This window comes from Paraglaciecola sp. L3A3 (assembly GCF_009796765.1).
Classification (GTDB): Bacteria; Pseudomonadota; Gammaproteobacteria; order Enterobacterales; family Alteromonadaceae; genus Paraglaciecola.
Genome location: NZ_CP047023.1, coordinates 626966 through 649542 on the forward strand (window position 1 = coordinate 626966; position 22577 = coordinate 649542).

Sequence of the window (22577 nt, forward strand, 5' to 3'; positions counted from 1 at the left end):
TTAATTTTCAGTTGAAAGGGGCGGCGTCTTGGCGCCGCTGAACTCTATATTTCTAGTCACTTGAGCAACTACTTATAGCGCTCTTTTACTGAAATACCAATCTACATAGTTATGACCCTGATCTTCACGAGCATTGGCATCATCTACAGTGTGTGGAGGTGGAACAATCACTTCTTCACCGCGTTTCCAGTTTTCTGGTGTTGCGCAACTGTTTTCGTCACTCACTTGTAGTGCATCGACTAAACGAACAAACTCATTAACGGCACGACCATTACTCATTGGGTAGTAAACCATTGCGCGCATTATACCTTGTGGATCAATGATGAAAGTCGCACGCACTGCTGAGGTGTCACTTGCGCCAGGTTGAACCATTCCATAAGACTTTGCGACTTCCATAGAAAGATCGGCAATGATTGGAAAAGGAATAGTCACACCAAATTTTTCTTTAATATTACGCACCCAAGCAATGTGAGAGTGAATGCTGTCAATTGATAAACCAAGTAGCTCAGTGTTCATTTCTGCAAAGCGTTCTGCTGCGTTAGCAAAGCCAATAAATTCAGTTGTACATACAGGAGTAAAATCTGCTGGATGTGAAAAAAGTACTAACCATTTACCTTTATAATCAGCTAGCGAACGTTGGCCATGAGTTGTTTTGGCATTAAAGTCAGGAGCCGGGCTATTTAGTTGTGGAAAAGTCACTGTATTTTGAATTTCGTTAGTCATGGTATTCTCCAAAGGTTTATTTTTAATAGATATGTCAAATCGACAAATTAATAATAGGTATTTAGTATGTACATTAAAAGCTAATTAGATCGATTGTTCTAATCTAATTTTTAGATTAACCATTAGGTGACAAATTTTTACTCGGAATTCAGCGGGCACTTAAATTGTTTTTCTGAGTTAATTGTTTATAGATTTAGTAAAACTTAGCAGCGTATTAGAAATGTGTTTTAGATGAAATAAAGCAAGCCCATGTTAAACAAGTTTGATTAACAGGGTTAAGGTTTAAAGAACAAGCTAGGTTAGATTAACAACATCAATGTCTAAATGATAAGCAAGGGCACCTTCTCTACCTTTTACTAGATCAACTAAAGTGTATTGGTCTAATTCTTCAATGAAACGAGCAGTGGCATCCTGTAATATACTACGTAATTTACAGTCTGGAGAGATGACGCAGCTGTTAGATGGGGAAGCGAAGCATTCAGCAATGGCGACATCTTCAATGGTCATACGAAATACGGTACCCAGGTTAATTGCATTTTGCGGCCGGGCTAATTGAAACCCGCCACTACGGCCTTTAGTACTTTTTACATAATTAAACTCAGCTAATTTAGCCATCACTTTTTTTAAATGATTAAAAGAAATGTGATAGGCATCAGCAATCTCATTTGTTTTCACAAGTTGCCCATCTTTTAGTGCCATATAAATTAATACGCGGTAAGTTAAGTTGGTAAATGTATTTATTTTCATTAGGCAATCAGCAGTTTTTTTAGAATAGTATGTCTGGTTAACATTGTAACATCAATTAAATGGGTATTTTAAATGTGTATTAATGTTGTTTTTGGAATATCATATGCTTGAATTTGCATAAGGGGCAATACAATGATTATTTTAGGGTACATAGCGGCCGTTTTCATGGGCTTAGTGTTGGGTGTAATAGGCGGCGGTGGATCTATGCTCACCGTACCCATTCTTGTGTATTTAATGGGAGTCGAGCCTAGTGTTGCAACTGGCTACTCATTGTTAATCGTTGGCGCAACTGCCGCATTTGGTGCTGTACATTATTTTCGAGAGGGTTTAATTGATGTGAAGGCATCTATTATTTTTGCGATACCTTCAATTTTTACTGTGTATTTAACTCGTGCTTATTTAATGCCGAGTGTTCCAGATATTTTTATTACCTCGCCTTTTGAAGTGAGTAAAAACATAGTCATTATGGTGTTGTTCGCCATTCTTATGTTGGGTTCGGCAGCCATGATGCTTAGAAAGGCTTATAGCAAACCAAATATAGATATAAATGCTGTGAAAACGATAACGCCGAATAGGTTGCTCATTGTAATTCAAGGAGCGGCACTGGGATTGATTTCAGGAATATTAGGTGCTGGTGGAGGTTTTTTGATTATTCCGACTTTAGTTTTATTTATGGGCATGCCTATGAAAAAAGCGGTAGGCGCATCACTCTTCATTATTGCTCTTAACTCGCTTATTGGTTTTTCGGGAGATTTACAAGCTGGCATCGAATTAGCTGTGCCTTTAGTACCATTAATGTTGCTTGCTACTTTTGTGGGCATAGCTGTATCAACAAAAATCTCAAGTAAGTTAAATGATGGGGCATTACAAAAGTTTTTCGCTATTTTTACTCTAGTAATAGCCGTTTTTATTATGTCTAAAGAATTGGCTTAGAACTCTTACAAAGTTATTAATTTTTATTGGGTTGGTTGGGTCATAGCCAGAAATGTTACCAATGTAAACGTAATACACTGGGACCTAAATTTCAATTCAGTCTAAGTTGAATATGTTTGAGGTGGCATTTACTCTGTAAATCTTGCAAGGTTAGGTAAATAAGGTTTAGATTTTTATCGCCATAAAAACGAAATATTAAGACGATATAGTGCTTAATATGCTGGTCAATCACCCCATGATTAAACGTTGAGGTAAACCCATTGAAAATTGCTATAACCGGCGCCAGTGGAAATTTAGGTTCTGTAATCGTTAAAGCCACTATCGCTTTAGTATCAAAAGAGAATGTCATTGGTTTAGCACGTACCCCAGAAAAAGCTGAACATTTAGGTATTGAAGTTCGACCGGGTGACTACAATGACCAGAGTCAGTTAGAGCAGTCTTTACAATCGGTAGACACTCTCTTATTAGTGTCAGGTATGGATGCACCAGACAAACGAATTAAGCAACATAGAAACGTCATCGAAGCTGCCAAAAAAGCCGGTGTGAAAAAAATTGTCTATACCAGCATACAAGGAGCAGAAGAAAACACAGCGTTTTCACCTGTGGTGCAAAGTAACCGACAAACTGAAAAAGATGTCAGTAGCTGTGGTCTAGATTGGGTGATTGGGCGTAATGGTATCTATATTGAGCCGGATATTGAATATATCGAAAATTACAAAAAAGCGGGCGGTATATTTAATTGTGCAGGCGATGGACGTTGTGGTTACACTTCAAGAAACGAGTTAGCTTATGCTTATGCTAGATTGCTTACCGAAGATAAACATAATGGTCAAACCTACAATTTACACGGTGAAGCGATTACTCAGTATCAACTTGCTGATTATTTTAATAGTGCCTTTGGCACTGATTTAATATACAAACCTATGACAGTTGAAGAATACCGTGAAGAACGTCAAGCTGAATTAGGTGACTTTATTGGGACTATTATCGCTGGTATTTATCAGGGAATTCGTGACGGTAAAGCCGACAATGTGAGTCATTATAAGATGGCCGCTGGCCGCGAACATGAAAGCTGGCAGTCGTATTTTGCTCGTATTAAAGCTGATACCTGATTCAAAAATCTATCTAAAAGATAGATAAAACAAATAGATAATAAAAAAGGTGTAGCGTTATGCTATCAACCCAGCAAATTGCAAAGTTACGAAATCAATACCAACAAACACGGCAATATACAGAGTCTTTATGTGCACCACTACACATAGAAGACTATATTCCCCAGGCCGTTGATTTTACCAGCCCGCCTAAATGGCACTTAGCACATACCACTTGGTTTTTTGAAGAAATGATCCTCAGCAAAAATGTGACAGATTATGCTGTGTTTGATGCTCATTTTGGTTTTTTATTTAATAGTTATTATCAAACCGTTGGCGAAAAAGCAGTTAGGGCTCAGCGTGGTGTTATGACTCGTCCTACGGTTGAACAAGTTTACCAATATCGCCATTATGTTGATGCGCATATGCAGCGTTTACTTAAGGATGATATTTCTGATGAAATAAAAGATCTTATCACCCTAGGTATAAATCACGAACAACAACACCAAGAACTGCTTTTAACAGATCTGAAATACACCTTCTCATTAAACCCTATTCACCCTGTTTACCATCCAGACTTTGATCTTGTGGGGCAATTAAGCACAGTTGAACCTCAATCTAAATATCAACAAGCATGGATTAATATTGAGGAAAATGTGTATGAAATAGGGCATAACGAGGAGAGTTTTTGTTTCGATAACGAGCGTTGTCGGCACAAAATGTATTTGCAGAGTTTTCAAATAGCGACGTCGCTTGTGAGCAACGCTGAATATATAGAATTTATTGAAGCTGGTGGTTATCAGACCTTTAGTTATTGGCTAGATGACGGTTGGGCATGGTTGAATAACAATCAAATTAGTAGCCCTTTGTACTGGCAAAAAATTGATGGCCAGTGGTTTTATTACACATTGGCTGGTTTAAAACTCGTTGATAAAGATGCCAGTGTGTCACACGTTTCTTATTATGAAGCTAATGCCTTTGCTAGTTGGAAAAACATGCGTCTAGCCACAGAATTTGAATGGGAAGTCGCTGCTAATCATTTTGACTGGGGCCAGCGCTGGGAATGGACTGGATCGGCCTATCTTCCTTATCCTGGATTTGGTGTAAGTGAAGGGGCTGTGGGCGAATACAATGGTAAGTTTATGGTTAATCAAATGGTATTGCGGGGGGCTTCGGTGGCAACTTCAAAAAATCATTCACGATCAAGCTATCGCAACTTTTTCCAACCACAATGTCAATGGCAGTTTTCAGGTATTCGTTTAGTTAAATAAACGAGCCGTTTCCAATAAAAGGATACTCAAATAACATGATTGAACAATTTGCAGAAAATGTAGATCTGGGTCTGAGCAAGTCTGAAAAAACCTTACCTTCTAAATACTTTTATGACAAAAATGGTGATGAGCTGTTTGTCGAAATTATGAATATGCCAGAGTATTATTTAACTCGTTGTGAAATGGAGATATTTACTAGCCAAACTGATGCATTAATTGAGTCTTTTCAGGCAGACAAAAATGAATATTTTGAGTTAATCGAACTTGGTGCAGGTGACGGTAGCAAAACCCGTAAGCTATTGGCTGCACTGAGTGAAAAAGGTTATCAATTTGAATATTTACCAGTAGATATATCGCAAAATGCCTTAGACCAATTACAGCTATCATTACAACAGCATTTACCACAAGTTTCGGTTGTGCCTAAACATGGTGACTACTTTGATATGTTAGGTTCGGTGAAAGATAGCCATCATCCGAAAATAGTGCTATTTCTAGGGTCAAATATCGGTAATATGACAGACGCTATTGCTAGCGATTTTCTTTATCAATTAGGGGCTAACTTAAATACAAATGATAAGTTGTTATTAGGTACCGACTTAATCAAATCTGCTGATATTGTATTGCCTGCCTATAACGATGAAGCGGGTATCACAAGTTCGTTTAATCTTAACTTATTACATCGAATGAATACTGAGCTAGGCGCTGACTTTGATCCTGATGGCTTTGCCCATGCCCCGGAATATAATGAGAACGAGGGAATTGCTAAGAGTTATTTGTTAAGTAACAAACAGCAAACTGTCGAAATAGCCGCCATTGGCAAAACCTATGATTTTCGTGCCGGTGAGAAAATTCATACTGAAATTTCACGGAAATATAACGATAATGTTTTAGCTAATATATTGGCAAAAACAGATTTCACTGTCAGTGCCAAATTTACCGATAAAAATAATTACTTTGCTGATTATCTATTGAATCGAAATTAGTCTTAGCAAAAACTAAGTATGATTAAAGTAAGTACTTGCTGTTTATTTAGGTAATGATTTATAAGTAGCCTTGTTGTATTAGGAATATAAAAAAGGGTGTCGACTTTGCTAGTAAATAATACAAATAAACTCGAAAAATCGGCATTGTTTTTATGTGTGGGTTTGTCGATTTTAGCGTTTTTGTTTCCCGATATGTTAACCCAACAGTTACAACCAATTATTAATCAATTATTGGCTTTGTTAGGCTCGCCCTTTTTTATACTGGTTAATGTATTACTGTTCACCGTAATAGTAATTGCCATTAGCCCACTTGGGCGACGTAAAATGGGCGGTGAACAGGCACAAGTCGAATTCAAATTGTTTGGTTGGTTGTCTATGTTATTTGCCGCAGGTATGGGCTCAGGGCTTATTTTCTGGGGCATTGCCGAGCCAGCATTACACACTATTACTTCCCCTTTAAAAGCTGACTTGTATGCCAACCCACAAACAAGCGGCTTAGCTTTAACCTTGGTTAATTGGGGCGCACATGCATGGGCTTTATACGCCGTATTTGGTTTAGTTTTAGGTGGGGTAAGCAGTAAAAGTGGTGAATCTGGTGATATTAGTGCGCCTGTGCTCAGTGTCAGCAAAGGTTGGTTAAGTGAGCGTTGGCAAAACAAGTTGGCTTTTATAATTAAGTTAGTAGCAATTTTTGCCATATTTTTTGGTGTGGTTGGCACCATAGCTAACTCTACTTTGTTACTGCGTAAAGGTTTAGAAGTTAAATTAGGCGTTGAATCTGCATTGTTTTCGGGTTTTATCATTATTAGTTTAATTGTGATCTTGTATACTTTATCAGCCAAGCTGGGCCTTAAAAAGGGTATTCAAGCCCTAAGTAAACTCAATGTTTATATCGCTTTTTCTTTGATTGTTTGGTTATTAATATTTGTGCCTATACAGCCCATTATTGACACTGCCATTGGTGGTACTTGGGATTATGTACAATTGATAACCAATGGTACTTGGCACTTTGCTAACCAGCTTAAAGATCCGCAATGGGCTAATGGTTGGACTTACAATTATTATTTTTGGTGGTTGGCTTGGGGGCCATTTGTGGGCGTGTTTTTAGCAAAAATAAGCCAAGGTCGACCAGTATGGCAATATATTTTAGGCGTGGTGTTAGTGCCGACATTGGTGACTATTGTTTGGTTTAGTGTATTTTCTGGGTCGGCTATCGCTTGGGATACGGCCTACCAAAGCGGTATTTTAGAGGCAATTAAAACTGATTATACCCAAGGCTTATTTGTGTTTTTTGCGCAACTAGGCTGGCCAGGTGCTCTGCTAGTATGGGCAAGTTTATTGCTGTTATTAATATTTGTCGCCACTTCTGCCGATTCTGCGGTATTAGTTATACGCCAGTTAAGTGGGGCTAACGAAACTAAAACATGGAGCTTATATGGCTGGTCATTTGCTTTAGGTTTATGCGCCTATGTGTTATTAGTGCAAAACAATGAGCAGTTAAATCGGAGCATTGCCATTATTGGCGCCTTACCCTTCTTACTTATATTTTTGCTGCAATTATTGGGCTTTGTGAAAGAGTTTATAAGTGAACGAAACTAATCCAATTAATATAGATTTTTATTGAGGGAGCTGTAGAGTCAGCAAGGCTCTGGTTTACCTATTCCATAACCTTGCACATAATCAATGCCAATCTCGTCCAAAGCTTGCCTGATTTCGTTATTTTCCACAAACTCGGCAATTGTCTGCATACCTAACATTTGTGCAATATCATGAATTGAGGCAATAATTGCCTTATCAACAGGCTCTGTCAGTATATTTTTAACTAAACTGCCATCAATTTTTAAATAATCTACGGGCAGGCTTTTAAGGTAGCCAAATGAAGAAGTGCCGCTACCAAAATCATCTAAGGCAAAACGAATGCCTAGTGTTTTCATTTTTAGCATAAATGAAATTGCACCGTCGATATTACTAATTGCCGCGGTTTCGGTTATTTCAAAACATATACGTTCAGGATCGACATTACCTTGTGCCAATAACAAGGTAATGTATTCAATAAAAGACTCATCACTTAAGCTTAAACCAGATAAGTTAATCGAAATACAATTCACCTTAGAAAAATATTGCTCGAAACAGTTAAATACCTTGGTCACTACCCATTTATCGATCAAAGTGATCACACCAAATTTCTCTGCGGCTGGAATAAAAGAAGCCGGAGAGATAATATTGCCTAGCTCATCTTTGTAGCGGATAAGCACCTCATAATGCTGGTGTTTTTTGTCAGCGTCTGTAGCACAAATTAATTGTTTAACTAGGTAAAATTGTTCTTGTTCTATGGCTTGAGAAACATTAGCAATATAGGCCATTTGTTGCTCATCTTGATGTAACTCATCACTATCGGCTTTAGTTGAAAAAACACGATTTTTACCCAGTTCTTTTGCTTTATAACAAGCAATATCAGCCTTACTGAGTAAATCGGTGGCAGAAAAATGTTCAATAATAGACACCATACCAATAGAAACACCTACGCTAAAATAGCGTTTATGCCAGTTAAATTTGAATTGGTTAACGACCGTTATTATTTTTTCACAAATGGCTAAAGCGTCTTCATGACTTTTATCTACCATTAATAAACCAAATTCATCACCACCAACGCGGCCTAAAATATCATCCTTATCTAGGCAACTTTTTAGTTTTTGCGCAACTTGCTCTAACATGGCGTCACCAACTAAATGACCTGCTGTATCATTGACTAACTTAAAACGATCTAAATCTAAAAAGCATAAATATGAGGAAGATTCTAGATGGTTACTTTGTGCTATATAGTTAACCAGCTGCAAGTTGAAAGTTTCGCGATTGATTAATCCGGTTAAAGAATCATAGGTTGCTTGGTAGGTTAATTTTTCCGATAAATCTTGTTCTTTGGATACATCATTACAAATTCCACGATAACCTTTAAAGCCATGTGCATCAGCAATACTCTTACCATTCAACATAAACACTTTAGCTTTGTTTTCGGCCACTTTGCATTTAAATAAAATATGCTCTAATGGCTGTTGTGATGAAAAGGCCTGCTTTAATTCTAGTAAGGGGAATTCAATATTGTTATTTTGCATTAATTCTGTAAATGGCATACCGATTAATTGCTCAGGTGCTTTATTCCATAATACAGCGGTATTACCTGAAATATAACTTATCACAAAGAGTGAGTCGGTTTCCCAAAATATACTTGCCCCAGAATGAGCAAGGTCTTTATAACGCAGTTCATTTTCGGCTAGTAATTTACGTTTATCTCGGCCATTTATAATAATCACAGTTAATAAAGTAATGATTAATAAAGCGATCAAAAAAGTAGCGGCGATAACCCAAACTAAAATTTTATTTTGTTGATAAAAACTCACATCTCGGTGCAAGATCACGCTCCCGTCAGGAGGATTAGCTTCTTGCATACCATGCTTTTTTAAAGCTTGCCAATTGAAGGTCCAGGTGGAATTAGCATTAGTAATAGCCTTAATGTTATTAACTTCTTCACCTTGCAAAATTCTTTTGACTAAATGGGCGGCTTGTATACCGTGTTGTTTCCCATTTAATTCATGAGAACCGACGGATCCATATTTGAGTGTGGTGCTTGCGATGGTAAATACCGGATTCGGCAGCGCACTTGTTAGGATCTTGGTGCCGTTATTCCAGCTTGCTAGTGAATGACTACTTTCTGGGCTAATCAATTGTCCTATTTTTAAAATTGGAATATTTTTAGCAAAATCTTCCATACGATTAGTAATGTTAGTACTGACTATATCGTTTATTATATACAGCTGTTTTGGCGCTCGGGGATCATTTTTAACTGCCATAACTTTAGCTAAGTTGGCCTTGCCTGGCATACTGCTATCACTAATGACAATTAACGCATCATTTTTTGTCAGAGCTTTTATATCAAAAACAGTGGTCGCTAAATCTCTATTTTCAAAAACACCTGTGTAATTTTTTTTATTTAATAATTCATTGCTAATTTTATTAATTCCCAGATATACAACAGGAACTTCTGCTATAAATAGTGCTTGTTGTTGGCTTAAAAGTGTTAGCGCATAATCATCTGACACCATGAGTGCATCTAATGGCGTATTACTATATTTTTTTTGTAAATAGTTAAAAAAAGTTTTTTGGTAAGTTGTATGTGGGTAACGTTTTGCGTCTAAATATTCATGGTAAACCATGACATTATCTTCGCTAGTTAGGACTTGGTCGATACCAAGCTTCATAAAACCAGTCCAAAGGTGTTCTTGGTGGTAAGAATGGATGACTAACACTGCTTGGTTGGCGAATAATGATGAACTACAAAAAAAACTAAGGCATAAAATAAAATAGTTAATGGTCCGCAGAAACTCTTTTTTCATTCTATGCCTCTATAATTATAGCTATGCCTGAAGCATAAATTAATTACCTCGATCAATATATAACTATTTATCTTTTGTGTTGTATCAACTTTTTTTATTGAATTGCTAAAAGTTCTACTTCAAAAATAAGTAAAGAGCCTGCGCTGATTTTGCCGGTTGCTCTATTGCCGTAGGCTAAATTTGCAGGGATGAAAAATTTAAATTTTTCACCTACAACCATCAATTGCAGACCTTCGGTCCAACCTTGAATGACCTGATTTAAAGGAAAGCTAATTGGTTGACCACGTTCCACTGAGCTATCAAACACAGTACCGTCTAATAAAGTACCATGGTAATGCACTTTTACTGTTGAGCTAGGGGTAGGGTGAACCTGGCCTTCGCCTTTATTTAATACTAAATATTGCAAGCCCGAAGAGGTTTCTTGAACACCTTGGCTAGTTTTGTTGTTAGCTAAAAACTCTTCACCAATGGTGATATTTTCAAGGGCTAACTTTTTATTCTTGGCGCTGTTTGTGAAATAAAATATCACCAATGCAATAACAACAACTAAAACAATATATTTCATGGTCTGTCCTATTAATGTAAATCCAGAGGCAGTTAATTATCGCTCCAGTAGTTATGCTGGGATAATACACTAGCCCCTAGTATTAGATATATAAGTGGAATACTTTAAACTTTTAAATCAGCTAATAATGCCAAGCTGTGTAGGCGATCCTCAAGATCATATATCGGCATAGACACTATGACTTCGTCCACTTGGGTGGCGTCTATAAATTTTTCTAGTTTTTGTTTTACTGTGTTTTGGCTGCCCACCAAGGCATAACGCAATGTTTGTTTAACCATCATTTCTTCTATTTCTGTCCAGCGACTTTGCATGTTGTCGGTAGGTGGTTGAAATGTTTGGTTATTACCTCGGCGCAAATTGACAAATTGTTGCTGTAAAGAACTAAACAGATAGTTTGCCTGCTCATCAGTATCGGCGACTACCGCCATCATACCCGCCGAAACATAAGGGCTAGCCTGTTGAGCTGACGGCTTAAAGCCTTGTCGATAAAGATTGAGGGCGTCGAATAACTGATCAGGTGCAAAGTGTGACGCAAATGAATAAGGTAAACCCTTGCTGGCCGCTAATTGTGCACTGTACAAACTAGAACCCAGTAACCAAATCGGAATATTACTGTTATTGCCTGGCACAGCAATGATGGTTTGCTCGGGCTGTTGTGGACCGAGTAATTGTTGTAACTCCTCAATGTCTTGTGGATATTGATCAACACTGCCTTGTAAGTTTCGCCTTAATGCTCTGGCTGTTGCCATGTCTGTGCCCGGCGCTCGGCCTAAACCTAAATCAATCCGCCCAGGATATAAGGCTTCAAGCGTGCCAAATTGTTCGGCAATAATGAGAGGCGAATGATTGGGTAACATGATCCCACCGGCACCAATACGAATATGTTTAGTGGCCGCAGCTATATGGCTAATAGCTAATGCTGTAGCCGAACTTGCAACGCCCAACATGCCATGATGTTCAGCCAACCAAATACGGCTATAACCTAACTGCTCAGCCGCTACGGCCATTTCACGACTGTTGTTTAATGCTGTGGTGATAGTGCTGCCCTGACATACAGGGGCGAGATCAAGCAAAGATAATGGGATCATAAGGTCTTAATTTGTAAGCAATGAGTAATAGATTTGGGGGTGCATCACAATATTACAAGACAATAAGCTTTAAGTGTTTAGGTTAACGAGGGACTGATAAAATGAGTTTCATACAGCGAAGATAAATTTGTATTGGCGTATTTCTATCTAAGATATTTTTGTGTTAACTTGCAATTACCAATTTTTATTTAAGAGTAAATTGATGAAGTTAAATATAAATTACTTGTTTGTGGCAATATCTTTGTTCGGGATAAGTATTATGTCTTCATGCGTTACCAATAATCAGATGCTAGCTGACAAAGCCGAGGCCCCAGCTGAACAACAGTATCCTACCCCTCCAAAGGGTAAAGAATGGGTAGCTATTCGTGAACATTCAGATGAGTTTAATGCTAGCCAGCTTGATAAAACAAAGTGGCAAGCGAAACACCCATTTTGGGAAGGCCGAGATAGTTACTTTACACCTAGCAATGTATCAGTTGCTGACGGTTTTTTACGATTAAAATCGACCTTGATGAACAGTAACGGTGAAGTTAAAAAAGAAAATATAAGTTCTGCAATTATCGCTTCCAATAACCCTACATATGGTCCAGGTTATTATGAAGCACGTATTAAGTCTTCTGATTTATCTATGACCACTGCATTTTGGTTTCAAGGTAAATATTCTGAAATCGATGTAATTGAAAATATTGGCCGCCCTAGTAATGAAGAAAGCCGTGGCATTGAAAGCACTATGAAAATCAATACCCACTATTACCCTGATGGTTGGGATAAAGATATAGATTCGCCTATTGATGTAGAGCTGGGGCTGAAAACTCGTGAAGGATTTCACAACTTTGGCGTGTGGTGGCGTGAGGATAATACCAGCTGGTATTATTTTAACGGAGTAAAAGTCGCTGAAGCTAAACATGGTGGACCGTTCAATGAAAAAATGTATCTATATTTCGACACTGAAGTGTTTGCTTGGCATGGTTGGCCCACTAAAGAATCTTTGCTAGACCCTAATAAAAATACAGTATTAGTTGATTGGGTTCGAGCTTGGCAGCTTAAAAACGTTACTAAATAATTTAGTCATTCTGTGTTGCAATTAGCCAGAAAATTGAGTGTTTTTTGGCTAATAGCAACACAGAGTCAGGCTATTTTCGCTTTTCGTGAAGTATACATTTAATACCATTCTAGCTAAATTAGTCGTTACTCAGAATGCGTCCAGTGCTTTTAAGTTCTTGCTGAGCGACTAATTATTTAACTAGATTGGTATAAGCTTTGCTGCTCTTTCTGATTGATCTAATCAAACATTCTTATATTCCTTTCAGCATTTTTATTAAATCCATCGCTATTATTTATCACTGCACAATATTGGTTCATATATGGTAAGGTGAATTATAAGTAAAAAATATAATTTAATGGTTTTTGGCAAAAACAATGTCTCTCTAATGAACAACTAAAAAGCGAAGTATTGGCATAACGTGTCACTAAATTTAGGTTAAGGAATATGATGATTTTGGCTAAACCATACTGGTTATTATTAATACTTTTTGTGGTACTTGGTTGCAGCGTAAAAGACACTAAAACTTCTCAATCGAAGCAATCTCAGCAAAAGCCCAATGTTATATTTATTTTGGCTGATGATTTGGGGTATGGAGATATTGGTGCTTACGGACAACAAAAAATTAAAACGCCTAATATTGATAAATTAGCTTTAGAGGGCATCAAGTTTAACCAACATTATGCTGGCTCTCCTGTTTGTGGGCCTTCTCGTGCTTCATTATTAACGGGGATGCATACCGGACATAGTAAGGTGAGGGGTAATCCTAGATGGACAAATTCAGGCAAACCAGTTGAATTAGGTGAGTCAGATATTACGGTTGGAGATGTGTTCAAATCAGCGGGCTATAACACTGCTATTATTGGCAAGTGGGCTATGGCCGATGCCAAAGAAACAAATATTGAAGCCATGCCTAGTAGTAAAGGTTTTGACTACTTTTTTGGCTTTAAGACACATAAAGAAGCTCATCATTATTATTGGCATAGGTTATTTAAAAACAACGAACCTTATATTTTAACTGAAAATGATTTTGCCCAGAAAAAAGGTAAATACACCCATGATTTATTTACCGATCAAGCGCTAAATTTTGTCGATAAAAATAAAGATGATCCTTTCTTTTTATACCTAGCTTTTACCATCCCACACTTAGAACTCACAGTGCCTGAAGATTCAAAAAAACCATATCAAATTCTCGATTGGCCAAAACGAAAAATGAATACTAAAGGCCATTATAAAAATGATGAAGAAGGTCATACTGCTTACGCTGGTATGGTATCAAGAATGGACAGGGATATTGGTGTGTTGATGGATAAACTTAAATCTTTGGGCATAGACGACAACACACTGGTTATTTTTACTAGTGATAACGGCCATGAATATGATCGATTAAAGCAGCCTTTTTTTAATAGTAACGGGCCTTTCAGAGGCATGAAACGTGATTTATACGAAGGAGGAATTCGTATGCCTTTTATTGCACGTTGGCCTAACAAGATTCAACAGAATACTGAAACTAATCACGTCTCAGCATTTTGGGATTTTATGGCCACGGCATGTGATATCACAAAGGTCGATGAGTGCCCTAGTTCAGACGGTATTTCTTATCTTCCCACTTTGTTAAGCCAAGATAAGCAAGTCAAGCACGACTTTTTATACTGGGAATTTAATGAAAGAAAAGGCCCAATTCAGGCTGTTGTTCAGGATAATTGGAAATTAATCAAAAATAGCAAAGGGCTGGAACTCTATGATTTGTCGCAAGATAAAGCAGAGTCTAATAACCTAATACATGCGCAACCCGCATTGGCAGTCAAACTGCTGACAAAACTCGAAGGCGCAAGAACTCCTCATCCAGAGTTTACTTTACAACAACTTACTCCTTAAATATTCGCCACAGCAAACAATTATTTTTACGCCTTTGTTATTATTTTAATAGCTAAAGCATTGATGTTTTTGTTAGATAAAACGTCATTTGTGCTAATCGTCTAAATTACCTTTGACATCAATTCAATTGCACCTTATTTATAGAGCTACACGCCACAACTGTTATTAAGGTGATTAATGTTTTTGCTTGTAAGTGCTTATTTTCCGATCATCTTATTGATTTATTTAATGACAAAAAAGAACAATTGGGCCGCCAATAAAGCTTTACCTCTTTGCGCTTTGTTTTCTTATTTGTTGATGTTATTTGTCTTCAATTTTACAGCTGATGTGGTTAATGCTTCTTTAGTGAGTGGTATATTATTGGCCTTAACGCCGATTATGATTATAGCTGGTGCTATTTTTTTATTTCGTTGTATGGAAGTTACCGGCGCACTTGAGATTATTCGTAATTGGTTAAACAACATCAGTCATAATGCTGTGGCGCAACTGATGATTGTTGCTTGGGCTTTTGCTTTTCTAATAGAAGGCGCTAGTGGTTTTGGTACACCCGCAGCCATTGCCGCGCCAATCTTAGTTGGCTTAGGGTTCCCAGCTCTTAGGGTTGCTATATGTTGTCTTATTTTAAATACTATCCCCGTGACATTTGGCGCAGTTGGCACCCCTATTTGGTTTGGCTTAGCGATGACAGACCTCACTCCCTTGTTATTACAAGATGTAGCATGGAAATCTGCGCTAATTAATACAGTTGCTGCCCCCTTTGTTGTCATTGCCGCGCTGGCATTTGTGGTAGAGGATAAACGCCAACTTAGACAAAACTTGCTATTTATTATTCTGTCGACTTTTGCCTGTACTTTACCTTATCTATTACTCAGCGCTATCTCTGTGGAGTTTCCATCGTTAGTGGGTGGTTTGATTGGATTAATTTTAACTTTGCTATTGGCTAAATTTAATATTGGCCTAAGTAGTAATAATTTGGCTCCACATGCTGCAGTTGATGTGCCCCTATTTATATTGTTAAAAGCAAGCTTTCCGTTATGGGGAACTGTATTGCTTTTAGTGGTGACTAGGATCCCTGATTTAGGCATTAAAAGTCTGTTACAACTTACCGCACCTGCTTGGCAGCTAAGCCTTGGAACGCTAGGTGACTTTAGCATCAGCGCTGCTCTGGTGTTAAAACTAGAGCATATATTACAGACCAATATTACTTGGCAGCATAACTTGTTATATGTGCCATCAATTATCCCCTTTGTTTTTATGGGTAGCTTAACTCTGTTATGGTTTAAAAATAGCTCACTAGCATCTGTCTTTAATTACACTAAAAGTAGTATGCAAAAGCCGGTTATTGCCCTAATGGGGGCATTGGTCTTTGTCAACATGATGATGCTTGGCGGTGAACATTCTGCGGTAAACCTAATCGGCCAAAATTTAGCGAGTTTAAGTGGCGAATACTGGGGCTTTTTTGCGCCGTTTTTAGGGGCATTAGGTTCGTTTTTTTCTGGCTCAGCAACTATATCTAATTTAACTTTTGCGGGTATTCAACAATCTATCGCCACAGATCTTAATTTAAATGTCACTACAATATTGGCTTTACAGTCGGTAGGTGCTGCTATGGGCAACATGATATGTATCAATAATATTGTGGCAGTAACCTCAATTTTGGCGTTACATAACAGCGAAGGTTATATATTAAAACGTAGTATGTTGGTAGTGGTACTCTACGGAATAATTGCTGGTTTAATGGGATTGTTATTGTATTAGCAGTTTAAGAGCAGTAGATAGTTTAAAAATAAGAGTAAGGTTATCGACCGACCTCAAATCCCGTCATTCTTGCATGTCGTTAGCAGGAATCCATTGAAAATAGTGAATAGTAAAAGCCAAAGCTAAAGCTAAAGCTAAAAGATTTTCATAGAGGTGCACTGTTTCTGTGGGTTGTTGGTAAATATTGAGTAAAGTGAAAAATGAAGAGGCTAATTTATGTATATTTAAGCTATTGAGCCTCAATGCTGGTGTTTTTGCAGGAATTTATCATGAATAGAATAAAAGTAGTGCCGCAAAATTTTTTTGTTAACAAGGGGTTGCTAGTTTTGTTGTTACTCTGTCTAGGTTTGTCAGCTTGTGGTGGTGGCAGTACTGCAGCAGATCCTGCGATTGATGTGCCCGTTGAGCCGACTCCAGATCCTACACCAACCCCCACTGTTCCTGATGCAAAAAATATATTACTGATCATTTCTGATGACCAAGGTTTAGATGCCTCCGCACAATACGCTTATAGCAATGACATACCCTCAACACCTAAACTCGACCAATTGGCTAGTGCCGGGATCGTGTTTGATAATGCTTGGGCGACGCCGGCATGTACTACATCACGAGCTAATCTTATTACCGGAAAATTTGGCGTAAATTCTGGGGTAACTTATGTTCCAGCAGAGTTAAATACTGATCATCAGGTTTTGCAACAATACCTAGCAACGCATGTCGCTACACAAAACTATGTTTCTGCTGTGTTTGGTAAATGGCATTTGGCAGGCGCCAGCAAACAAGCCAATCATCCCAATGAAGTAGGCTTAGACTATTATGCTGGAAACTTAGGCAATGTTGACGACTATTACAATTGGCAGCTCACCACCAATGGAGTGAATGAGACAAGTGATGTGTATCATACAACGAAAATTACTGATTTAGCTGCAGACTGGATAAGACAACAAAGCCACCCTTGGTTTGTTTGGCTAGCCTATTCAGCCCCCCACGCGCCATTTCATTTACCCCCAGCTAGTTTGCACAACCGAGCATTGTCAGGTACTAGCGAGGATATAAATGGTCATCCTCGACAATACTACTTAGCGGCTATTGAAGCTATGGACGCAGAAATTGCAAGATTAATTGATGGCCTAGATGATGATGTTCGCAACAATACCGTCATCATATTTGTCGGCGATAATGGTACTCCTAGTCGTGTTATTGATACTGCGGTGTTTAATCAAAACCACGGAAAGAACACTTTGTATCAAGGTGGCGTGGCGGTGCCTTTAATTATTTCTGGGGCGGGCGTAACACGACAGAATGAACGTGAAAATGCCTTGGTTACCGTGACTGACTTATATGCAACTATAGGCCAGATTGCCGGCATTGAGCAAAGCTCAGTCCATGATAGTACTAGTTTTGCAGCTTTATTAGATGATGCCACGGCCAGCACCAATAACATGATATTTACTCAATTTGAATCGGCTGCTACCACAGGTGTAACGGTTAGAAATGACACATACAAATTAATTCAATTTGCTGGTGGTGACCGTGAACTGTATCAGCTCAGTCAAAATGTAGACGAGACAAATAACATCATAAACGATGCTAGTGTGGCCAATACCCTAACTGCGCTTAGCCAATTTGCCGATAGTATTGTCGATAGTACTGTTACTCAACCAATCAATATCACTAATGCAACACTCGCCAATGGCAGCGGAAACTGTGCTGATTATGTTGCTGAATACACAGCAAATGCGACAGACGTGGCCAATGACCGAGCTTTTATTGGTGATTTACAAATCACTGTCAGCGACAACAAATGTGTGTTCAGCAGTAATGCCATTCCCAACCACGACTTTAATGATGGTGGTACTGCTTTTCCTAATACTGTATCTGCACAAAATGCGCGCTTTGAAATAAGCAATGCGCCGCAAATTGCTGCCAGTACAACATCCCTCAGTTTAGATGTAGATAACGCGATTTTATTGAATGGTGTAAAAGTAGATCTGCTTGCTGCAGGCTGTTTTGGTGTAGGTAATGGCAAAATTGGTTGTAACGATATATCGACTCCATGGCGGTACGACCCTATGCACCCGGCTAATGGTTTTAATGTCGATAGCCATAACGCCCATGCCCAACCAGATGGCACTTACCATTATCATGGCTCACCATTTGCGCTATTTGCTGATAACGATACCCAAGCCTCACCAGTTATAGGGTTTGCTGCAGACGGTTTTCCCATTTATGGTTCGTACTTTGCAGACCAAACAAGTATACGTAAAGCCCAATCCAGTTACCGTTTAAAGTCAGGGGCACGATCTTCTGCAGCGGGTGACCCAGGTGGTAACTATGACGGTGCTTTTCGAGACGACTATGAATATGTTGAAGGCTTAGGGGATTTAGATGCATGCAACGGAATGACTATAAACGGCGTTTACGCCTATTACATTACCGATAACTACCCTTATGTACTGGCATGTTTTTCGGGAACACCTGACCTTAGTTTTAATAAAGGTGGGTAAAAGTAGTTTAAGAGTAGTAGATAGAAAAATATAAAAGCTAAGCCAAAGATTGTCACAGAGGTTCATAGAGAAATAAAAAAGCAGAGTGGGGCAAAATAAAGCAGAGGCCATTTTTTACAGACTAAAAACTCAAACGCTACACCAACGGGCGTGTTCAGAAGATAAAAATAGGTAATTTCGCTGGATGTATTGGGCATACAGAGAGTTTATGCTCGCAGTTGTTTTGCTTGCTTTATCTTTATCTTTTCAATTATGCTGATAGCGGACTCAAATACTATAAAGGGAAAATTCAATGCTTTATAAGCTTGAAAGCTGGAGGGGAATGGCTGCTATTGCAGTTGTGCTTTTTCATTCTCCATTTAATTATTATAACGATAAAATTAGTTTTATAAACAACTCATACCTATTTGTTGATCTATTTTTTATTTTGTCTGGATTTGTAATGTCTTTTGTTTATACAGCAAAAATAAGAGAAGGGGGGCTAAGCTTTTTAGAGTTTTCTTTTCTTAGATTAGCTAGGCTATATCCTCTGCATTTATTTATGCTCTTATCTTGGTTAATATATCTTTTAACAAAGGAACTTTTCTTTCAACAATTTGCTATAGGTTCCCCTCAATTTTCTCCTGAAACCAATAACAATTTAGTATCATTTTTTAAGCATTTATTTTTACTTAATGGCATTTTTCCTAGTACTCCATTGTCATGGAATGGGCCTAGTTGGAGCATAAGTGTTGAGTTTTTTACTTACATTATTTTCTATCTATTTGTTATATCTACTCCTAAAAAAAGCCTGATGATACCTTTAATATTCTCAATTTTGTTTTATATGGCATTATTTCTACTGAAAACAGGTTTTCTCGAAATAAGTATTGGAACAGAAATTGTAAGATGTTTAGCTGGCTTTTCCCTAGGAATATACATTCATAGACTTAAGCAGTTAAAAGAACAAAAACTAAAAACTAAAAACGAAAAAAAATTAAACGTATATGTATTAGAAATTTTCTCTATTTCTTTACTATGCACTTCAATTACCTTATCAGGAAATATTATATTTGAATTTATATCCATTTTATCTATGGGCATAATAATCTACGTTTTTTCAGACAAAAATAGCGGTAGTGTAGGTAAGGTTTTGGAAACTAAGTATCTCAAACTTATTGGGAAATGGTCTTTTTCTATCTACATGGTTCATTCCTTGGTGATATCAGTACACAAAGTTATTGCAGATATTCTGTTTCCTATTGGTTATAATAATTTATCAGGTTACATTACTGTTATAATAAATTTTTCAATCTTGGTAATGACAATATTAGTTTCGATATTTACCTTTAAGTTTATAGAAGATAAATTTCGAAATAAATCTAAAGAAACAAATCTAAAGAAGATACTTACGAAGGCTCCCATTTTAAAAAATAGCAAAAAAACAACTTGTTCTAAGCTTTAAGGTACTTAAACAACCATGGATGGTTTGTTATGTCTCAGCCACGTAAAACCTAAAGCAGTTTAATCGATCCCCTTTATTGTGTGCTCGGAGTTCAGCATTGGCATGGAATACCTAAATGAACCACGATCAAAAATAGTTGGACTGTTAAAATTTGTCATTCCTGCATGTTGTTAGCAGGAATCCATAATTTAAATATGAGTCGTCTAGCGACGGAATCAGCATCACACTTTTGATACTAGCTACTACTAAAAGATAACTGCTAGCTATTGCCTGTGTCAGATGAATTTTGTTCTATTTAAATGAATAATTAATTTAAAACGGCTACGTCCTCCTTTACTATTAAATGTATTTAACTTTTAGACACTAAATAAACACCGACTGAAATAAATACAGTGCCTATTATTTTATAAGGATTAAGAGGTTCGTTAAGTAACCAGTACGCGCATATCATGGTGCCTATAAAGCCAAGTCCAACGAAAGGGTATGCCTTGCTTACTTCCATTTTTGATAAGACGTATAACCAAGCCCCCATACTTGCCACATAGGAGGCTAAACCTAAAATAATAAATATATTCGTAGAAATAGCAATTAATGCCGAGGGCAGGTTTTCCGCAAGGGCTTTTTGTACATGTTCATTACTCATGCCATTTTTTAAAAATAGCTGTGCAGCTACAGAAAGGCTTATACTGATGAGGATAGCGCTTAGAATAATGATGTTCATAATATTTGAGCCAATAATGCAATGACACCAATAAAGGCTATTGTGAGCATACTACCCGTATCTTTTATCGCAAAAACAATAGGGTCGTCATCCATTTCTCCTCTATTTGTTTTCACCCACATTCTCAGTAACCAGTAGCAAAGGGCAGGTAATATTAACCATAGGATATTAGGTTCTTGATATTGATTCGCTAAAATATTGGAATTAACATAAAAACAAAACATTAATACGGCAAGCATTGCAGATGCCGTGCCAAAAGACATAAGTATGGGTAAATCTGCCGTATTATAATCTCTGCCATTGGCATGAGTTTGATTATTCATTTCAAACGATTTCAGCTCAGAGCAGCGTTTAATGAGCGCTAAGCTTAAGAATACAAACATCGAAAATGACAACAACCAAAACGAAGTCGTTACTTGTAATATCACAGAGCCTGCAATGATACGTATGGTATACAAAGAGGCCAGAGTTATCACATCTATCCCAACATACTTCTTAATGCAAAAAGAGTAGAGTAATGTGGTTATCAAATAAAGGCACAAAACGAACAAAAAAGAACTGACAATGAAAAAAGTTAATCCGAATGAAATAAACAATAGAAAAAGTGAGCAATGAATAGCTTTATTAATAGAGATCGAGCTAGCGGCTAAGGGGCGTTTACATTTTCTCGGATGTGATCGGTCTGATTCTAGGTCGAGCAAATCGTTAATTATGTATGTTGCCGATGCCAAGCAACTAAAACTAATAAAGCCTAACAATACGTCAATTAGTTTTGGCACATCAAAAAATAAGCCAGACACTAACAAAGGAACAAATATTAATAAGTTTTTAAGCCATTGATGAATACGTAACTGTTTAAACCATATCTTCATTGATTTTTGAGTGACGTCAAAAGTTAAATCTGTAGGCGATTTTATCGATAGCTTTTTTGCTTTAGTCGATGGATTAACTAAGATACTTTCTTGTGCATGTTTAAATAAAATAAAATCTTCTGTTGAATTGCCAGCGTAAGAAAACTCACTCGCAATAGATTGAATTTTATCAAGCTTGTTTTTACCCTTTAAATTATTTTTATCATCGCTACTAATATAATCGTCTAACACTTCGCTATTATTACAGATTTGTTCTGCATATTTTTGATTGCTCGCGGTCGCTAATACTATATGGCGATCTAATTTCTTTTGCTCTAGTAAGTATGCGTAGAACTCTGAGTTTTTTGATAGTAAGTTCACATTAATATCTGAGTATATTGCTAGCCTATCTTTTAAATATGCCCTACCTTTTAGTAACCATAAAAAGCATAAAAAAATTATTATTGGCCTCTTCTTAAAGGCTGAGATAAAGCTTTCAAAAAGAATATCTGATTTAATAAATGTCCCATCTAAATCAACATACAGTGTGTCTGCTCGCCTATTCATTACATTCCCTATTTAAG

17 protein-coding genes are annotated in these 22577 nt (G+C 37.4%); 10 read left to right on the forward strand and 7 right to left on the reverse strand.

Annotation, left to right across the window (positions count from 1 at the left end; genetic code table 11):
- Nucleotides 1-72 precede the first annotated feature (72 nt).
- A complete protein-coding gene (locus GQR87_RS02660) occupies nucleotides 73-723 on the reverse strand; it encodes a peroxiredoxin (protein ID WP_158966288.1) in 651 nt (216 codons plus the stop codon).
- A 294-nt stretch (nucleotides 724-1017) separates the two neighbouring features.
- Complete coding sequence (locus tag GQR87_RS02665; RefSeq protein WP_158966290.1) at nucleotides 1018-1470, reverse strand: Rrf2 family transcriptional regulator; 453 nt, start codon at nucleotides 1468-1470, stop codon at nucleotides 1018-1020.
- Between the two features lie 132 nt (nucleotides 1471-1602).
- Between GQR87_RS02665 and GQR87_RS02670 the strand changes: the two genes are divergently transcribed.
- The 5 genes from GQR87_RS02670 to GQR87_RS02690 all read left to right on the forward strand — a co-directional run bounded on the left by GQR87_RS02670 (nucleotide 1603) and on the right by GQR87_RS02690 (nucleotide 7347).
- The gene (locus GQR87_RS02670) at nucleotides 1603-2403 is read left to right on the forward strand and encodes a sulfite exporter TauE/SafE family protein (protein ID WP_158966292.1); all 801 of its coding nucleotides are present in this window, start codon (nucleotides 1603-1605) and stop codon (nucleotides 2401-2403) included.
- A gap of 260 nt (nucleotides 2404-2663) precedes the next feature.
- Nucleotides 2664-3515, forward strand: a complete 852-nt coding sequence (locus tag GQR87_RS02675) for an SDR family oxidoreductase (protein WP_158966294.1) — start codon at nucleotides 2664-2666, stop codon at nucleotides 3513-3515.
- 59 nt (nucleotides 3516-3574) lie between these two features.
- Nucleotides 3575-4765, forward strand: coding sequence for an ergothioneine biosynthesis protein EgtB (gene egtB / locus GQR87_RS02680; protein ID WP_158966296.1), 1191 nt, complete (start codon nucleotides 3575-3577; stop codon nucleotides 4763-4765).
- A 35-nt stretch (nucleotides 4766-4800) separates the two neighbouring features.
- Nucleotides 4801-5748: an L-histidine N(alpha)-methyltransferase gene (egtD, locus tag GQR87_RS02685; protein ID WP_158966298.1), complete on the forward strand. Its 948-nt coding sequence runs from the start codon at nucleotides 4801-4803 to the stop codon at nucleotides 5746-5748.
- A gap of 105 nt (nucleotides 5749-5853) precedes the next feature.
- The gene (locus GQR87_RS02690; protein WP_233267381.1) at nucleotides 5854-7347 is read left to right on the forward strand and encodes a BCCT family transporter; all 1494 of its coding nucleotides are present in this window, start codon (nucleotides 5854-5856) and stop codon (nucleotides 7345-7347) included.
- Between the two features lie 38 nt (nucleotides 7348-7385).
- Here GQR87_RS02690 and GQR87_RS02695 read toward each other — a convergent pair whose 3' ends face one another.
- The 3 genes from GQR87_RS02695 to GQR87_RS02705 all read right to left on the reverse strand — a co-directional run bounded on the left by GQR87_RS02695 (nucleotide 7386) and on the right by GQR87_RS02705 (nucleotide 11792).
- Complete coding sequence (locus GQR87_RS02695; RefSeq protein ID WP_158966302.1) at nucleotides 7386-10139, reverse strand: ABC transporter substrate binding protein; 2754 nt, start codon at nucleotides 10137-10139, stop codon at nucleotides 7386-7388.
- 94 nt (nucleotides 10140-10233) lie between these two features.
- Nucleotides 10234-10704 (reverse strand): FKBP-type peptidyl-prolyl cis-trans isomerase, encoded by a 471-nt coding sequence (locus tag GQR87_RS02700; RefSeq protein ID WP_158966304.1) that lies wholly within the window; start codon nucleotides 10702-10704, stop codon nucleotides 10234-10236.
- A gap of 104 nt (nucleotides 10705-10808) precedes the next feature.
- Entirely contained in the window at nucleotides 10809-11792 is a 984-nt protein-coding gene (locus GQR87_RS02705) for an LLM class flavin-dependent oxidoreductase (protein WP_158966306.1), read from the reverse strand.
- A 259-nt stretch (nucleotides 11793-12051) separates the two neighbouring features.
- Here GQR87_RS02705 and GQR87_RS02710 point away from each other — a divergent pair, with 259 nt between their 5' ends.
- The 5 genes from GQR87_RS02710 to GQR87_RS02730 all read left to right on the forward strand — a co-directional run bounded on the left by GQR87_RS02710 (nucleotide 12052) and on the right by GQR87_RS02730 (nucleotide 20421).
- A complete protein-coding gene (locus GQR87_RS02710) occupies nucleotides 12052-12855 on the forward strand; it encodes a family 16 glycosylhydrolase (RefSeq protein ID WP_158966308.1) in 804 nt (267 codons plus the stop codon).
- Nucleotides 12856-13281: 426 nt separating this feature from the next.
- The gene (locus tag GQR87_RS02715; RefSeq protein ID WP_158966310.1) at nucleotides 13282-14712 is read left to right on the forward strand and encodes an arylsulfatase; all 1431 of its coding nucleotides are present in this window, start codon (nucleotides 13282-13284) and stop codon (nucleotides 14710-14712) included.
- Between the two features lie 177 nt (nucleotides 14713-14889).
- Nucleotides 14890-16470, forward strand: coding sequence for an L-lactate permease (locus GQR87_RS02720; RefSeq protein ID WP_158966312.1), 1581 nt, complete (start codon nucleotides 14890-14892; stop codon nucleotides 16468-16470).
- A 269-nt stretch (nucleotides 16471-16739) separates the two neighbouring features.
- Nucleotides 16740-18977, forward strand: coding sequence for a YHYH protein (locus tag GQR87_RS02725; protein ID WP_158966314.1), 2238 nt, complete (start codon nucleotides 16740-16742; stop codon nucleotides 18975-18977).
- 292 nt (nucleotides 18978-19269) lie between these two features.
- Complete coding sequence (locus GQR87_RS02730) at nucleotides 19270-20421, forward strand: acyltransferase (RefSeq protein WP_255456459.1); 1152 nt, start codon at nucleotides 19270-19272, stop codon at nucleotides 20419-20421.
- A 349-nt stretch (nucleotides 20422-20770) separates the two neighbouring features.
- On the opposite strand, the gene GQR87_RS02735 is transcribed toward GQR87_RS02730, so the two are convergent.
- On the reverse strand, nucleotides 20771-21142 hold the full coding sequence (locus tag GQR87_RS02735; RefSeq protein ID WP_158966318.1) for a multidrug efflux SMR transporter: 372 nt from the start codon (nucleotides 21140-21142) through the stop codon (nucleotides 20771-20773).
- Nucleotides 21139-22560 carry a UbiA family prenyltransferase gene (locus GQR87_RS02740; RefSeq protein WP_158966320.1) on the reverse strand — a complete coding sequence of 474 codons (1422 nt, stop codon included), beginning with the start codon at nucleotides 22558-22560 and terminating at the stop codon, nucleotides 21139-21141. The genes GQR87_RS02735 and GQR87_RS02740 overlap by 4 nt, the downstream gene beginning before the upstream one ends.
- Between the last annotated feature and the right edge of the window lie 17 nt (nucleotides 22561-22577).

Coding starts and splice junctions, on each gene's coding strand:
- GQR87_RS02660 (WP_158966288.1), bottom strand. CDS start 723: ATGACTAACGAAATTCAAAATACAGTGACTTTTCCACAACTAAATAGC.
- GQR87_RS02665 (WP_158966290.1), bottom strand. CDS start 1,470: ATGAAAATAAATACATTTACCAACTTAACTTACCGCGTATTAATTTAT.
- GQR87_RS02670 (WP_158966292.1), top strand. CDS start 1,603: ATGATTATTTTAGGGTACATAGCGGCCGTTTTCATGGGCTTAGTGTTG.
- egtB (WP_158966296.1), top strand. CDS start 3,575: ATGCTATCAACCCAGCAAATTGCAAAGTTACGAAATCAATACCAACAA.
- egtD (WP_158966298.1), top strand. CDS start 4,801: ATGATTGAACAATTTGCAGAAAATGTAGATCTGGGTCTGAGCAAGTCT.
- GQR87_RS02695 (WP_158966302.1), bottom strand. CDS start 10,139: ATGAAAAAAGAGTTTCTGCGGACCATTAACTATTTTATTTTATGCCTT.
- GQR87_RS02700 (WP_158966304.1), bottom strand. CDS start 10,704: ATGAAATATATTGTTTTAGTTGTTGTTATTGCATTGGTGATATTTTAT.
- GQR87_RS02705 (WP_158966306.1), bottom strand. CDS start 11,792: ATGATCCCATTATCTTTGCTTGATCTCGCCCCTGTATGTCAGGGCAGC.
- GQR87_RS02710 (WP_158966308.1), top strand. CDS start 12,052: ATGTCTTCATGCGTTACCAATAATCAGATGCTAGCTGACAAAGCCGAG.
- GQR87_RS02715 (WP_158966310.1), top strand. CDS start 13,282: ATGATGATTTTGGCTAAACCATACTGGTTATTATTAATACTTTTTGTG.
- GQR87_RS02720 (WP_158966312.1), top strand. CDS start 14,890: ATGTTTTTGCTTGTAAGTGCTTATTTTCCGATCATCTTATTGATTTAT.
- GQR87_RS02725 (WP_158966314.1), top strand. CDS start 16,740: ATGAATAGAATAAAAGTAGTGCCGCAAAATTTTTTTGTTAACAAGGGG.
- GQR87_RS02730 (WP_255456459.1), top strand. CDS start 19,270: ATGCTTTATAAGCTTGAAAGCTGGAGGGGAATGGCTGCTATTGCAGTT.
- GQR87_RS02735 (WP_158966318.1), bottom strand. CDS start 21,142: ATGAACATCATTATTCTAAGCGCTATCCTCATCAGTATAAGCCTTTCT.
- GQR87_RS02740 (WP_158966320.1), bottom strand. CDS start 22,560: ATGAATAGGCGAGCAGACACACTGTATGTTGATTTAGATGGGACATTT.